This window comes from Vibrio sp. JCM 18905 (assembly GCF_055393305.1).
This window is the reverse complement of the sequence record NZ_AP043878.1, coordinates 1,574,277-1,589,686: the sequence shown is the minus strand read 5'-3', so window position 1 is coordinate 1,589,686 and position 15,410 is coordinate 1,574,277. Positions and strand designations below refer to the sequence as shown.

At 41.9% G+C, this 15,410-nt stretch carries 13 protein-coding genes; all 13 read right to left on the bottom strand.

The genetic code is table 11. The features are described from left to right. Nucleotide 1: 1 nt before the first annotated feature. Nucleotides 2–1,135, bottom strand: coding sequence for an exonuclease SbcCD subunit D (locus ACZ5ZC_RS06940; protein ID WP_012842192.1), 1,134 nt, complete (start codon nt 1,133–1,135; stop codon nt 2–4). A 324-nt stretch (nt 1,136–1,459) separates the two neighbouring features. Then, complete coding sequence (locus ACZ5ZC_RS06935) at nt 1,460–2,299, bottom strand: hypothetical protein (protein WP_046875363.1); 840 nt, start codon at nt 2,297–2,299, stop codon at nt 1,460–1,462. After that, a complete protein-coding gene (locus ACZ5ZC_RS06930; protein ID WP_005375969.1) occupies nt 2,300–2,590 on the bottom strand; it encodes a PAAR domain-containing protein in 291 nt (96 codons plus the stop codon). It abuts the gene before it with no gap. A gap of 11 nt (nt 2,591–2,601) precedes the next feature. Beyond that, the gene (gene tssI, locus ACZ5ZC_RS06925; protein WP_104970760.1) at nt 2,602–4,437 is read right to left on the bottom strand and encodes a type VI secretion system tip protein TssI/VgrG; all 1,836 of its coding nucleotides are present in this window, start codon (nt 4,435–4,437) and stop codon (nt 2,602–2,604) included. Nucleotides 4,438–4,485: 48 nt separating this feature from the next. After that, nucleotides 4,486–4,965, bottom strand: a complete 480-nt coding sequence (locus ACZ5ZC_RS06920) for an Hcp family type VI secretion system effector (RefSeq protein WP_005375967.1) — start codon at nt 4,963–4,965, stop codon at nt 4,486–4,488. A gap of 208 nt (nt 4,966–5,173) precedes the next feature. Continuing rightward, nucleotides 5,174–7,741: a type VI secretion system ATPase TssH gene (gene tssH / locus ACZ5ZC_RS06915; protein ID WP_124007982.1), complete on the bottom strand. Its 2,568-nt coding sequence runs from the start codon at nt 7,739–7,741 to the stop codon at nt 5,174–5,176. 10 nt (nt 7,742–7,751) lie between these two features. Further along, a complete protein-coding gene (gene tssG, locus ACZ5ZC_RS06910; RefSeq protein ID WP_046875360.1) occupies nt 7,752–8,717 on the bottom strand; it encodes a type VI secretion system baseplate subunit TssG in 966 nt (321 codons plus the stop codon). After that, a complete protein-coding gene (gene tssF, locus ACZ5ZC_RS06905) occupies nt 8,714–10,537 on the bottom strand; it encodes a type VI secretion system baseplate subunit TssF (protein WP_464931542.1) in 1,824 nt (607 codons plus the stop codon). Before tssF ends, tssG begins: the two co-directional genes overlap by 4 nt. Beyond that, nucleotides 10,534–10,998 (bottom strand): type VI secretion system baseplate subunit TssE, encoded by a 465-nt coding sequence (gene tssE / locus ACZ5ZC_RS06900; RefSeq protein WP_464931541.1) that lies wholly within the window; start codon nt 10,996–10,998, stop codon nt 10,534–10,536. The genes tssF and tssE overlap by 4 nt, the downstream gene beginning before the upstream one ends. Before the next feature lie 7 nt (nt 10,999–11,005). Beyond that, nucleotides 11,006–11,800, bottom strand: coding sequence for a type VI secretion system accessory protein TagJ (locus tag ACZ5ZC_RS06895; protein ID WP_176319527.1), 795 nt, complete (start codon nt 11,798–11,800; stop codon nt 11,006–11,008). A 10-nt stretch (nt 11,801–11,810) separates the two neighbouring features. After that, nucleotides 11,811–13,322 carry a type VI secretion system contractile sheath large subunit gene (gene tssC / locus ACZ5ZC_RS06890; protein WP_152814361.1) on the bottom strand — a complete coding sequence of 504 codons (1,512 nt, stop codon included), beginning with the start codon at nt 13,320–13,322 and terminating at the stop codon, nt 11,811–11,813. A 52-nt stretch (nt 13,323–13,374) separates the two neighbouring features. Further along, on the bottom strand, nt 13,375–14,868 hold the full coding sequence (tssC, locus tag ACZ5ZC_RS06885; RefSeq protein WP_005396386.1) for a type VI secretion system contractile sheath large subunit: 1,494 nt from the start codon (nt 14,866–14,868) through the stop codon (nt 13,375–13,377). Next, complete coding sequence (gene tssB / locus ACZ5ZC_RS06880; RefSeq protein WP_054868044.1) at nt 14,868–15,398, bottom strand: type VI secretion system contractile sheath small subunit; 531 nt, start codon at nt 15,396–15,398, stop codon at nt 14,868–14,870. The genes tssC (ACZ5ZC_RS06885) and tssB overlap by 1 nt, the downstream gene beginning before the upstream one ends. Between the last annotated feature and the right edge of the window lie 12 nt (nt 15,399–15,410).

Here is a 15,410-nt window from a genome sequence, read left to right as displayed (position 1 = left end):
CCTATTGCTGTGATAATTGCTTAATAATGTCAGTAACGGCTTGTTCTTGCTCTTGGGATAATTGACTATCTTGTGCCTCAATAAAAAAGTCTCGGAACATATCAATTTCGCTTCGGGCCAACTTTGCTTGCGCCATTTCCTGCTCTACCCCAATTAACATACCCGGTTTCTCAAGATGTAAAACGTTTGGATACACCGAACGAAGCTTTTCCATTGGATTTAAAATCGCATGTTTATCCATCAAACGAACTAACAAATAATCTTCATTTTTAGGGTCAGTCTTGCCCTGCTCTATGACTTTATCTAGCTCTCCCTCAACAATGCGCATTTCATGAGGGGCAATTAGCTCAATATGTTTAGCAGAGACAAATCCTTTCTTGTCTAGTTCGACTAACGTGAAGCCTTTCTTCTGGTTCTGTTCACCAAAACTATACTTCATAAGTGAACCAGAATAACGGATATGCTCTGCGCCTTTCTTCTGAGGCTGATGTAAATGACCAAGTGCGACGTAGTCGAAATCTAAGAAATGCTCATGACTTACGCGATCAGAGCCACCAATAGATAGTGGTCGTTCAGAGTCAGACTCAATAGCACCATCAACAAAACAGTGGCTAACGAGAACACGCCTTTGCTCTGAAATGAAATGCTCTCTTATTTGCTCTACAAGCAGTTGATGTGCCTCATCATGAGTTGATACCGAGGTTTTGTAGGCAAATCTGACCTGTTCAGGGTCGTTATAAGGCATGCCATAAAACGCTACCTCACCCGCAGAGTCCGTTTTTATGATGATGGGAGTTAGCATATCTTCAAAGTTACTAACAATATGAAGGCCTGCATTTTTCATTTGCTCTGAGCCAAAACCTAATCGTTCTGCACCATCATGGTTGCCAGATATCAATATCATCGGTGTTTTCAGTTCAGTACAAATACGCTTCACGACTCGATTTAGCAGTTCTATTGCAACCGTTGGTGGCACCGAACGGTCATAAATATCTCCCGCCACTACAACGGCATCGACGGGGTTGTGTTCAATATAGTTAATCAGTTGTTCGAGTACTGCTTGTTGATCTTCGAGTAGTGATACATTGTGGAATTGTCGACCAAGATGCCAATCTGAGGTGTGGATAAACTTCATTCGAATTCACTTTCCGCCAAATCTTTAAGCAAGGTTTGCTCCTGCAAGAATCCGAATTTCAGCCGTGTAAACATCAGAGTATTACGTGACTGGCTGAATCTGGCACAAACCAAAGCTCAATTTATTTAATTTGGGTTAGGATATCTTGAGTCGAACAGCTTTTCATGTAGTTTATGTTCTATGGTTCACTATTTCACCGGAAAGCGAGAAGAACGTTGTATAAACACCTTTTAAGCAACATTAAGTGATGGTCTCGAGTAAACATAACCGTCACATTTAAACCATTAAAAGCCAACGTTTAGAAGGGACAAACTAGATCCAGAACTACTCGTTATGCCAATTGTATAGAACTCCCACCGTATAACCATCTGGCTCGATATCAGCTTGCAAAACGTGGAAGTCTGAGTTGAGGCTACTTCTTTGATGCTCCTCAATCATTAACACTTTTAAAACACCTCCGCATGCGCCCAGCCCTCCTAGTTTAACATCAATAAATTGATACTGAGTTTGATCGGTCACCCAGGGAGACAAGAGTTGCATAGCATTTAACCATCGAGGCTCATCTCCATCAATGGATAAATGCAACTCACTAAGTGAGTGATCACACCCTACTCCAAGTTGTTTAAACACTTTATCGACAGCAATGCTTTGTTGTTTGGTATCTAAATCAATTCTAACATCATCAGTAACAAGGCCGGACTGTTGAAAAAAGCACTTCGTCAAAATGATCGAGTTTTGAGATTTGGCATGCTCTTCTGCATCGCGAGCAATTTCTATAGCCAGTATCCAAGTTGCTTGTGTTTCGTTAACTTCACGGTTTATCCGATTTAGCGCCATCAAGAACGCCGCTTGACCATAAGGATAAAAATAAATTTCTCTATTGGCAGAGTTACCAAGGATAAGAGAAAACTCGTTTATCAATGCCTTAAGCAAGCTTTTATCTACCGAAGACGGTAAAAGAACGCAGATATTCCCTTTGATATCACTTTGCTCCAGTATCTCGCGCTTAGAGCGCACAAGATTTAATATCTGCTCATACAGTGATTGATCAGGATAGGATCTTGGTGTTTCTGCGGGCAATCTAAAACATTCGTTAGCTATCTCACGAACAGTGTATGGCCTGCCATTAATAGCAAGAAGATGAGTTTGAAATGCGAGTGGCATCTAGCCTCCGATTAAAACCGTAGGCATGCCAGACAGAATTTTACCACCATGAGACGTTGAATCCCCGACCCTTGCAGCTGGCTTACCGTTGATTGTAACGCTAGAAGAGCCTGCTGAGATGCTATCCGGAGGACCTATACATATAAGCTTATCTCCCTGCCTAGCCGCTGGAATGCCGCCAATTGTCACGTTTGGCGAGCCAACTACGACGGGGCCACCTACATGAGGAATTTTTCCTGTTTTTTTAGGACAAAGATGAAAGCTGCCCAATATCGCGGCTGGTTTACCCACTTTAAATCACCTTAGTTCAATGAAATTTGCCCAGCTTTAAGAGCGATAGCAGAGCCGTTAATAGATATTTTATTGCCTTTGATGTTGATTTCTCCGGAACTAGACATCTGAATCGAAGCGCCACCGACTTTGATCTCGATACTCTTTCCTGCATTAAAAGACAACACTTCACCCGTTTCATTAGAAAAGTTTTTACCTACTTTCAAGGTCGCATTCTTGCCAATCTCTTGATTGACATCATTCGTCACTTTTTCGGTTTTACTGTTTTCAACGGCAATATCAACACAGTCTTCAACTAGCATTTGGAAAAGTTTTTCGGCATGAAGATAGATGTGTTCTTCACCGGGTTTGTCATCAAAGCGCAACTCATTAAAATTAGATGTGCCTTTTTGTACAGAACGCGATTTATAACCACTTTGAGAGCTTTGCTCTGGTAACGTGTAGGGAGGGAGTTGACTACCATTGTACAGTGACCCCGTAACAATTGGCTGGTCAGGATCGCCATTGACAAACTCGACGATGACCTCTTGTCCTACTCTAGGATGAAACACCGAGCCCCATCCGTTACCCGCGATATTTTGCGCAACACGAATCCAACATGAGCTGTTTACATCGTATTTACCAACACGATCCCAGTGAAACTGAACTTTAATACGACCGTGTTTGTCTATGTAAATTTCGCCATCTTTGTTTCCCGTTACCACTGCGGTTTGCAAACCTTTCATCTGAGGTTTCGGATAGTTCACTGAAGGGCGAAGGATTGTTTTTGAGTCAACACAACTAAATGATACTTTAACACCTTGCGCAGCAGTGCCACCTTGACCAGTCTGATTATAAACAGCCGCAGATAAAAAAACGGAGGACAGTACGTATTCTTTGCCGACTCGAGACTTATCTTCATGCTTTTTAAACTTAAAGCACTTTCCCACACTGAACGTTCGACACGTTGCCTCGCCACGGCACAGATATGCGTTTTGCTGTAGTGCTTCTATAGCGTGCGTGTTTCTAAGTGCGTATTGGTCATCACTTTCCGTTTCACCCATGTATTCAAAATACTCGCTTTCAGGCACGGTAAAAAAATCACTTTCACCCTTGGCAGTATTTTTAGGATTAGACGAAGGCTTAAGCATGTTATAGCCAGACTTTTGGCTTGCTTTAGTCGTCAAAACTTGGGTTTCATGCCAAGAAGAAATATGGCTAGACTTAGCTGTACCTGTATCAAAATCGACTAAAAACTCTGTACCCGGCTTATAGAAACTGATGTCGTCAAAAATCTTAAGCGTGTGGACAGACTTAGTGTGTGTGAAACAGAACGATAGCCCTTCTTCTGACAATAAGCGTCGGACAAATTCAAGGTCTGACTCTTCATATTGCACTTTGTATGTGTATTTAGGGTACGACTTAGTTAACTCAAAACTAAAGGCGACACTATGCTCCGAGAGTACTTCGGAGATAATTTCTTTTATATCTTTATGCTGAAATATTCTGCAATTTTTTCTGTAATCGGCGAAACGTAATTTAGGCTCTATTAATAACTCTATATTTTTATAATTCTCACCATTATGAGTATTAGAAACTCGTTGCCCTTCTAACCTTGCAGCAGATACATAACCATGTATATAACGAGGTTTTGAAGAAACATCCTCACTATTTTCAAGGGTAATTGTTACTTCTTTACCAATTATTTCGTTTAACTCACTTCGTTGATCATTAAAGTAAGCTTTAGCACGCAATGAAAAAAGTTCTGAGATCTCTTCTCTATACTCAAATGAGTTTAGTATGATGGCATCTTTTCCGAATGGAGAGGAAATTCGGATGAAATTGTTATCTTGAGTTGCTCTTTTCATTAAATACTTCTTTCAAAAAATGCGGGGGAATATTCCCCCGCATAAAAATTACATTTGTTGACCTTTAACACCGCTGTAGCCGTATACCAATGGCGCAGAAGTGTTGTTTTTATCGTCAGTAGGAGTCACTGTCATCATCATTTCAGTGTAAGAAATAGTGATGGTTTCAACTGGACGATCATCCTGGATAGAAACTGAGTAGTTAGAAATCATCGCATCAGTCAGTTCGATCTTCATGATTTCTTCAACTTTCTCACCCTGCTTAGTAATATGGAAAACCGCAGGTTTACCTTTACCAATTGTCGCTTCTTTAAATAAGTCAGGAGAAGAACGGTCTTGAAGTTTAGTGATAGTCAAATCATATAGACGAGTAGCGCTCGCTTCACGGTCCATCGCTGTACCAGTGTATGATGAGATCTCACGACCTACACTCCAATCTACAGATAGTAGTGTAATCAAATCTTTATATTGCTCGGCAGTTGCCTCACCCTTAATATCTGCGTATTTAAGATACGTATTAGACTGCATGCTAATCTCCTATAGCATTATTAATTGACATATATCGTAGTAATTTAATTATCTGACGTTTGATGATAATTAGTGATTAATGTATCAAAAACTTCATTTTAAATACGCCCTGTTATATCTTTAAATAAGACTTAATTTAAGCGTTTTTTATAAAAAATAATAGTTAATATGAACCAACTCCCAATTATTATTGAGAGTGTAAAGGATGTTAAACTATTGAGACATCAAGTCCACTAGTTGTACCTTTAACAATAATTTCATCAAACGTCTTATCATTAAGAATTGCATGCAATATTTCATGAGAAATCTTAGGAAGTAATGTGTTTTCTATGGTTGTCTGTACCACACGTGCACCGCTCCCCGACTCATTACTATTGTCTACAATATCATTAATTAGTTCTTCATCAAAAAATAGGTCAGCGCCGTAATTTTTACGAATGCGATTCGTAACTTTGGCTAATTTTAATTTTGTTATTTCTATCAATACTTCTCTTGATAGAGGCAAATAAGGTAATACATTAACACGTCCTAAAAATGCAGGTTTAAAGTCAACCAACAAATCGTCACGCAAAGCATCTTTTAGTGCTGAAGGTTCTGGAGATAAATCAGGATCAGAATACAACGACATCGTCGTTTCGGTCCCTGTATTCGCGGTCATAATAATAATAGTGTTTTTAAAATCTATATCGCGACCTTCACCATCTTTAATTGAGCCTTTATCGAATACCTGATAAAAAATATCTTGAACTCCAGGGTGTGCTTTTTCCATTTCATCCAAGAGAATCACACTATAAGGTTTGCGTCTGACGGCTTCAGTAAGTACACCACCTTCGCCATACCCAACATAACCTGGAGGCGAGCCTAATAATAAGGAAACTTTGTGCTCTTCTTTAAACTCGGACATATTGATAGTTGTGACATTCTCTTCACTGCCGTACACTTTCTCTGCAATAGCTAAAGCAGATTCAGTTTTACCCACTCCACTTGGTCCCGTGAGAAGAAATACACCATTTGGTCGTGTCTCATCCGTGAGCTGTGCACTGGCAGTTTTTATCACTTCAGACATGACTTCCAAAGCGTGCTCCTGTCCGACAACTCGTTTACACAAACTCTCTTTCAAACTCAGTACTGCTTGGATTTCATCATCCTGGAGTTTGCCCAGTGGTATCCCGGTCCAATCTGAAATTACTTCTGCAATAAGCGCTTCATTGACATGCGAAAATACTAATGGCTGCGAGTTAGCGGAGAGGCTACTTTCGAGCTCCTGTAACTTGTCCCTAGCAGTCTCAGAACCCTCCTTGATTATTTGAGCTCTAAGTGACTTAGCTTCACTTACCCACTCTTTTTCTTTCTCCCACAGCGTCTCTAGTTCAACTATTTCACTAGATAGAACATCAATCTCTTTTCTGACATCTTGCAACTGCATATCAAGAGGTGTACCTAGCTGACTTTCTTGGCTTAGGTGCTCATACTCAGCTTGCTTGGCTTTTAGTTTATTCCTTTTCGCATCTAGACCTCCCGGTGTAGACGATTGACTTAACGCAACTCGCGAGCAGGCTGTGTCTAAAACAGACACAGCCTTATCTGGCAGTTGTCGGCCATTAATGTATCGAGCTGAGAGTTGAACGGCAGCATTGAGAGCCTGGCTAGTGATGTGGACGTCATGGTGTTGTGCCATTACGTCAAGTAAACCACGTAACATCTCGATCGCTAGCTCCGGCGCTGGCTCGTCGACCTTCACTACTTGAAAGCGTCTGGTAAGAGCCGCGTCTTTTTCAAAATACTTTTTATATTCTGCCCAAGTTGTTGCTGCGATCGTCCTGAGTTCACCTCTCGCTAACGCTGGCTTTAGAATATTCGCTGCATCACCTTGTCCTGCTTGTCCCCCACCACCAATCAGACCATGTGCTTCATCGATAAACAAAATAATGGGTTGTGGTGCGTCGTTAACTTCTTTCACAAGATTTTTAAGTCTGTTTTCAAACTCACCTTTCATGCCAGCACCAGCTTGCAATAACGCCAGATCCAAAGACTTAATCGCTACATTTTGTAGAGCAGGAGGTACATCGCCATCGATAATCTTTTGCGCCAAGCCTTCAACAACGGCTGTTTTTCCAACGCCAGCTTCACCAGTTAGAATCGGGTTGTTTTGTCGACGTCTTAATAAGATGTCGATCATTAAACGGATTTCATTGTCTCTACCAATAACCGGATCTATCTTACCTTCCCTAGCCTGCTCAGTAAGATCTGTTGTAAATTGATTCAGCGCAGAATTCGCGTTTGATTTCCCTAGGTCATTCGATCCTGATTGACGCGTATTACTTTCTTTAAAGTTCAATAACCGAGATGGTTCTATCTTGTTTAGCTCAGGGCTAATCGAACCAGCCATGTTGACTAACGTATTATCGGACAAGTAGGCAAATAAAAGATGAATGCAATCCAACTGCTCCTGATTGAATTCAATCGTTGCCGATAGCAAAGCATTTTGCATCACAGTCACTGTGTGAGCTGAAAGACCTGGGACCGATTGACATCCCGTTTTGTATTTTTCAAGTGTCTTTTGAAGATCAGTTTCAACCTTGATTTTATCGACATCAAATTCGTCGAAAACTTCCGAGTAAATATCGGCAGGGTGTTGAATAATCGTCATTAACCAGTGAGACATTTCAATACTGTGATGGGTTCGAGAGCTTGCCATCGCAGCTGCTTGTTCAAGTGTTTCCTTAGCCTGAGGAGACAATCTTTCGACCAACGCTGAAAGTGAGAGTGAAGCCATTATGTTTCCTTTAAATAGTAATTGTTATGGTTCGATCTTTTGTGCGTTTATGTTTTTTAAGTACAGAACCAACACCTAACTGACCATGTTTTTTTGATAAACAAACTTGAGGTAATAAACTATGTTTGGTGGTGAGCTGCCATTTCACTTGCTTATGCTTACCAATAAATTCATAAGCCGCACGTTTAATAATTTCTACATTTGGATGGTTAGGCAGTAATTTACTAACCAGATCTTTGTGCTTTGGCAGAAACTCGATCGTTGTTCCTGCGTTTATATTCCAAGCTTTCGAGCCTAAGGATGCTCCGGAACCAAGTTGAGCAAACTGCCCTTCTGGCATAGTTCGAGATGAAAGACGTGTTTGCTCTTCTTTTGCAAGATGTAGCCACTGCCCTTGAAACTCATGAATCTTTACTTGGCATCCAGATAAACATTCAAGAACACTTTTTAGTCCAGCTTTACTTCTCGTCGGTGAAGCAAAAACACCACCATAGTGCAGGGACAAAGAACTACCCTGCCCAGTTAATGCCGATTTACAATCTTCTAAAGGTGAACGTAATCCCTGTGCATGAGCACGAGACTGAACGGTCAATTGACTTAGTTGCCAGCATCGATAGTAAAGAGACAGTAAACGATGGTTAAAAATATCGTAGAAGTCCACCATTGCTGTATCGCCTTCTTTTTGACGATGCAAAGCTAACTCGCTGTAGTGCTGAGGAAGCACCCCCTGCTCACCCGTTAGGCCTATCAGATTAGTTTCTAGTGCTAGCTTGTGGCTATCAATATGTTTCAGATCGCAAAGCTGCGCATTTTCAAAACCTAACGATGGGTTGACCTTTAGGTTTAGTTTTTCATGCTTAGGTAGAGCATCTGTCCCTATTTGTGCCTCGGCTTGCAAGATCTCGTGTTCGATAAGGTGAATTGCTTCAAACAACGGATGTTGCTTTAGATCTCGATAAAATTGCTCCGCGATCATAGCAACACCTTATCGCCAGTTAATGCAGGCCATAAGTGGAAGGGTTTTCCCGTTGACTTAAGTCTTATTTCTAGCTGCGTAAAAATGTTAATTTCAGCATATTGTGCAAAGTAAACGGATAAAACACTACCTAGGAGGAAGATTTGCTCTTTAGGTAAAATTTGATCAGAAACCGTCAAAATGATTTTTATACCGTGCGCAAAACCAACTTTACCTTTCTGACTTACTCTGCCTGTAGTCGGCTCGAACTCTAACTTCGCTAAAGCATCAATTACCGCTTTCGTTTCTGCGGTCCCAGAAAATGCATAGAGATTCAGAGTTTGCTTCAAAGTTGTTAATCCATCTTCTTCGGTAAAGTGGTTTAAAGTTAGAAGCTTAGTTAACTGCCATCGTGTACTTTCATCCATTTCTGGCCGGAGGGTTTCTGATATAGAAACTAAACAACGAACTGACTCGAAGTTGTCATTTACTTCCGGCAAAGAGACTTTTGGAAGACCGCCTCCAAATGGAAGCTTCTGCGCTAAATTACGATTGCAGCACTCCGCTTCAACGTACATTAGCCAGTTTTCTCGGCTCTCTGGACTGAACAATTGATGCCTTTTATCAACAAAAGAAATGTAAGTTTCCCTGCCCGGCTCATCGTATCCACCAGCCCAGTTTTTATCCTCACGTCTCATCAACCAATAAATTTCACTGGCGTTCATATAATGCGTGTGCTCACCAGCGTGATAACATGGCAGGTTGTGATACGTTTTGTTCCAGTTTCTCAATGTTACGTCAGAAATAGAGACAACCTCGTTACTCTCGGCTTCCTGGTATTGCGGTGATAAGTGGTAATCGTACTCGGTTGGTAGAATACGCTTGGGCTCCATAACACTTTTAAATAAGTTGACGACTGGCACACAACCAACCATCAAGCTCTCTTCATCCACTTGCTTAGGAAGCCAATCATCATTGGTATCAAAGTAAAAATACAGTTCAGCTTGCTCTCCAAGAGCTAGCTCTGATAATCCGAGTTCAGTGATATCAAAGAACATGAACTTCTCAGGAAAGTGCAGATACTCAACAAGTAATCTTGCTCCCGAAAAGCTTCTCTTACTGTATGGAACAACCTTCTCATCTTCTGAAAATCCCACTTCAATAAGATGCCTTTTCGTTAAAGACCGAACTTCTTTGCCACCCGCAACGACAGATAAACCAATTAGATTTTGAAATAGCATTTGGTAAAGTTTAAACGTCAACTGAGATTGCCCGTTTAAATAAAAGCGCAACCGTTCTAATCCCATTTCACTCAGAGATGTCTCTTCATCTAGGGCGGTGAGCTGGATTTTCAAAACTGAATGAGCATGGCTTTCCCATTGGGAGCCCACCGACTTAAGCGGTGCGTTTTTGAAAGCGCCAGAGGTCACATCAACAGGGTACATTCTGACCGGATAACACGTTCTAAACTCGCATTCGTGGTATCCAGGAGCACCGATAACGACTCGCTCACCTTCTTCTACGTCAAAAAAAGAGGAAGTGGAGCTAGAGCAGTTCATCTTAATGACGGACATTGATGGAATTGGTGCGTGAAAATCCGGATATAACTGCCCCATCAAAGATTCAGTGAACTGAGGATAACTATTGTCTAAACTTTGTCTAATCCTTGCCGTTAGAAATGCACAGCCTTCTAGCAATCTTTCTACATGTGGATCGTCAACCTGCTCCTCACTGATACGGAGCCTCGCGGCGATCTTAGGATACTGCTCCCCAAACTCTTGTCCTTTGTGACGTAAATAAGCTAACTCGCGATTATAGTATTTGAGAAACTCTTCACTCATTTCGCTCTACTCAGTTTCATACCTAAATTTACCGGCTCTACTTCAGAATTGAATCGCACTTCATGAATGCTGTTATCAATTAAGCAAGTGGCGCTGATTTGTAACCTCAACACCCTATCAATAGCGTTTTTCTCGTCCGAAATCTGGACATAAGGATTCCTTAACCTCGGCTCGAACTCTTTAATTGCATCATGAACAATGTCACAGAGCTCATTCTGCCCCTCTTGGCTGCTATAAGGCATCGAGGAAAAATCTGGCAGACCATAATTCAATATTGAATAGCGAACCTCTAAAAGGTCATCAGGAATGTTTTTCCATCCGATACGACTATTTAACATAGACTCCAGATCTCTAAGCAAGCTGTTCAACATCTGTTGTTGGCTCGTAGGGAAGTCTTTTTCATCTCTAGTTGAAGGATCACTATCCATCAATTTGTCGAGCAGAGAAACGGTTAAAGACATGTTATTGTTACGCTATTTGTTTCGACTCTAACAATGTAGTCAAGTCACAGATTGGGAGGGCTGAATCACCAACTAGCCAACATTTTTGGCCTAAACCCACGAAGGATTCTTGCTCACCAAGCTGTTTCCAATCTGTTTCTCGACCTAGCTTTTGTGCGTCAGTTTCTGAGTCAACATAAGTCAATGGCATATGGCCTTCTCCTTCGCCAAGTCCGTCAATATCAAACTCTACAGGTCGCCAAATACTTTCTAATAAAGAGGTAGGTGCTTTTATTTCTAGTGCTTGAATGCTAGAAATTGGAACAAGAAAATAGTTACCCGCGGTGGAAAACAGTTCAATGTAACCACCTAAACGATCATCAATATCCCTAGCATCTTCATAGTTTGTACCGTTTATGTTAAAGCCTTTAATAGTACGCTGCTCTTCAATGCTATGCGCTAGGTGTGACGCTTCTGCATAGTCTTGATTTCCGAGAGCAAGGTTAAAGCGAACAAGCTTTTTAGTGAATTCCTCGTCACCTAATACCTTGGCACTAGCCGCACCGTCGATAAAATCTTTTCTAGCCTGGGCCGCTTTCACTAAATGTCGCAACTGACTTGCACCAGGTAGATACTCAGGAAACAATTTGATCGATTGCATAAGTTGCTCATCCGCACGCTCGAAGTCTCCATCAATGCAAAGAAGCTCAATGAACGAGCTTCTCAAGCTTGCATCTTTAGGCGCCGCTTTAATTTCATCAATTAATAGCTCTAGAGCTTGTTGCAATTGGCCTTGGGACAAAGCATTTTTCCATTGGGTCATTGTTATTTCCTTACACCAAGTGCTCTGGTGATAATTCAGTAATTAATTTAATGCTAGATACCATTTGATCGAGCTGGAAGTGCGGTCGCAAATGGATAACAGAGTAATAGTGTCCTGGAGTTTCTCTTTTCTCTCGAACCGTAATTTTCGCTTCATTTAAGGGGTACTTCGCCCTAAGTTCATCAGATGCTTCATCCGACGCGGTAGTGTACTGATGCAACCATCGTTGAAAGTCCCGCTCTAGGCTTTCTGCATCTTGATACCCACCAATCTTGTCACGCCCCATAACCTTGAGATAATGTGCGACTCGCGACACACACAACGTGTATTGCAACATCGACGTGAGCTTTGCATTCGTTGAAATGTGTTTTTCTGCATATTGCTTAGGCTTGTAGAGAGATACATTCGAGGTCATCCCTACCATATCGGTTTCAGGTACAGGAGAAATAGAAATGAAACCGCATTCAGACAACTCTTGTTCTTTTCTCTCAGAGATCTTTAAGTTTAAAGGACATCTTTCACGGTCATTCTTGCCATTAACACGCATTTTGTTCCTAGTAGGAGCGACGATAATACCCTGACTATAATCCCCTTGCTTAATGCCTCGCATGTGCGTAAACCACCCATGCTCCTGAAACGCTCTAATTGATACGGCCGCAAAACAATACGCGCTACTCCCCCATAGCAAATCGCGATTAGAGTCGTAGACATGCTCTTGAAAGTCGAACTGATCGTTGCGTGAACCATCACTTTTATATGGCTGACGGAATAAAACATTCGGCGCAGTCAGGCCAATAAATTTGGTATCATCGTTGTCTCTCAAACTGCGCCATTTTGCGTAATCTGCCTGTTCAAATTGGGCCGCAATATCTCTTATCGCAGAGAGCTGTGAAAAACTGTCAACACCAAACATCTCCGGCGATGCTGACATAATGAACGGGCTGAATGCTGCCGCTGCAGACTGAGAGATCTTGCTGAGCACAGACAGATCTCTATCAAAATAATTTTTACTCGCATCACAACGAAGTTGATAATCGCCAACTACCACGCCAAAGGGTTCTCCCCCGGCCATGCCATATTCATTTTGATAGAGCAGCTTAAATAGTGCTGATTGGTCAAACTCGATGGCTTTTAGTGCATCTTTACTGACTTCATTCCATGTTGCCGCCAACACCTTGACTTTGACGGAGTCTGATGAGCGAGTGTCGACCTGTTCGCATAAATACCTCACGCCGATCCAACCTCTTTCGAGTTGTTGAAACTCAGGATGATGTATTATTTCGTTTAATTGAGATTCTAATAGCTCATCAATTCGGTTTATCGTGTTCATCACACTATGACGAAAACTGTCCAAATCTCTTGAACGCGTACCTTCTAGCCAAATTCGAGCTGACTCTAAAAGATCAGAAGATTCATTGAATCGAGTCAACCACGGGCTATCAAGCTCAGCATAGCCTCCTGTGCTGAATTCATGCTTTAGCTTACTGGGATCGCGAAAGTTAAGTGACACTGCTATTTCCATCTAGAACATAACGATTTGGTATGGCTGGCCCTACGACCAGCCAATTCATTTCTTATCCACCCGACTGAGGGATCTTTGCAACAAGTCGCAAAGATGTCGTCAATTCTTCCATTTGCAGCCAAGGCTTAAGCCATGCTACAGCATTGTAAGAACCTGGTGCGCCAGGGATTTCCTTAACCTGGACACGAGCATCTGCTAGAGGGTATTTCGCTCGGATCTCTTGACCACCACCCTCTGAAGCATTTACATAGCCTAGAATCCAGCGGTTCAACCAAGACTCAACGTCTTCTGCTTCCATAAAGCTACCGATTTTATCTCGAGCCATTACCTTCAAATAATGCGCAAAACGAGATGTCGCCATCATGTAAGGTAGACGTGCTGAAATCGCCGCATTAGCCGTTGCTTCTGGAGATTCGTGGTTCGCCGGTTTTTGACAGGTTTGCGCACCAAAGAACACCGCATAGTTGGTGTTTTTGTAGTGACAAAGCGGTAAGAAACCAAGTTTACCCAGTTCTGCCTCACGTCGGTCGGTAATACCAATCTCTGTTGGACACTTCATATCAGGATCGCCATCATCACTCATGAAGAAATGTGTTGGCAAATTATCCACTCGACCACCACCTTCTGCACCACGGATAGCTGTACAGAATCCATATTTTGAGAAGGCATCTGTTAACTTAACACCAAGAACATACGAAGAGTTCATCCAACAGTAGTCATTATGCTCAGCATTGACAGCAATACCTGACACTGGATCTACTTCGAACTCTTCAAATCCAAATTCCTCAACTGGAGCAGTGGCTTGTCCGTATGGCAAACGAGCCAGAACTTTCGGCATAGTCAGGCTAACAAAACGTGAATCAGCACTCTCACGGAACGAACGCCATTGAGCGTATTCTAGCGACTCAAAGACCTTGTCTAGATCGCGTGGTTTTGACAGTTCAGTCCACTCATCAAAACCAAATAGTGCTGGTGAGGCCGCGGACAAGAATGGGGAGAAGCCTGAAGCGGCTACATTTGACATTAGGCGCAGCGACTCAATATCCTCTGGGTGGTTGGTAAACTCATAGTCACCAATTAATGCACCATAAGGTTCACCACCTGCACTGCCAAACTCAGACTCGTAAACTTTCTTAAAGATCTGGCTTTGGTCAAATTCAACCGCTTTACTCAAGTCTTTATGTAATTCTTTCTTGGTCATACTCATCATGCGAATTTTCAGAGTAGAGCTCGTCTCTGAGTTCATCACTAGATAATTTAAACCACGCCAAGAACCTTCAAGTTTCTGTAATTCAGGATGATGCATTACTTCAGACAACTGATCAGAAATCTGTTTATCAAGTAAATTAATCGCTTCACGAAAAGTTACCGTTAGGTTTTTGTTCCAAGTAACCGTCCCTTTCATTGCTTCTTCAGTGAGCGTTTTAATTAGCTCTTCAGCACGAGAGGCTTCTGTCTGCTTAGTTGCACCAATAGCTTGATCTAAAAATGAAGTTGTTTGTTCATTAACAGTTGGATCTAACTGCTTTTCAGCTTCAGTCGTCATTATTCCGCTCCTTCAGTACTGTCTGGCTTCGCTTTCTTGCCAAGATCTAACTCGCCCGCAAGTTTTGCCAGATTGTCTGTGTTGTTCAAAACATCCTCTAAGATGTTTTCAAGCTCTTCAGAACGGTCAACTTTTGTCATCAAATCACGCAGTTTATTACGCGTTTCCATCAGTTGGCGCAGTGGATCAACTTGATTTACGATCGCAGCGGGCTCAAAGTCTTGCATTGATTTAAAGTTCAAATCCACCTCAAACTGTGAATCGTCGTTCGCAAGCTTGTTCGCAACTTTGAACTTAACCGATGGGTTCATCTTTTTGAGCACATCATCGAAGTTGTCTCGATCGATCTGAATAAAACGGCGGTCTTTCAAAGGCTTCAACGCTTCAGTGTTTTGACCAGCGAAGTCACCCATTACACCTACAACAAAAGGTAGCTCTTTCTTAAGAGTTGTACCTTCAGTTTCAACATCATAGGTAATGTGGACACGAGGCTTCCGTACTCGTGACAGTTTCGAGTGGATACTCGTCATACCATTCTCCCT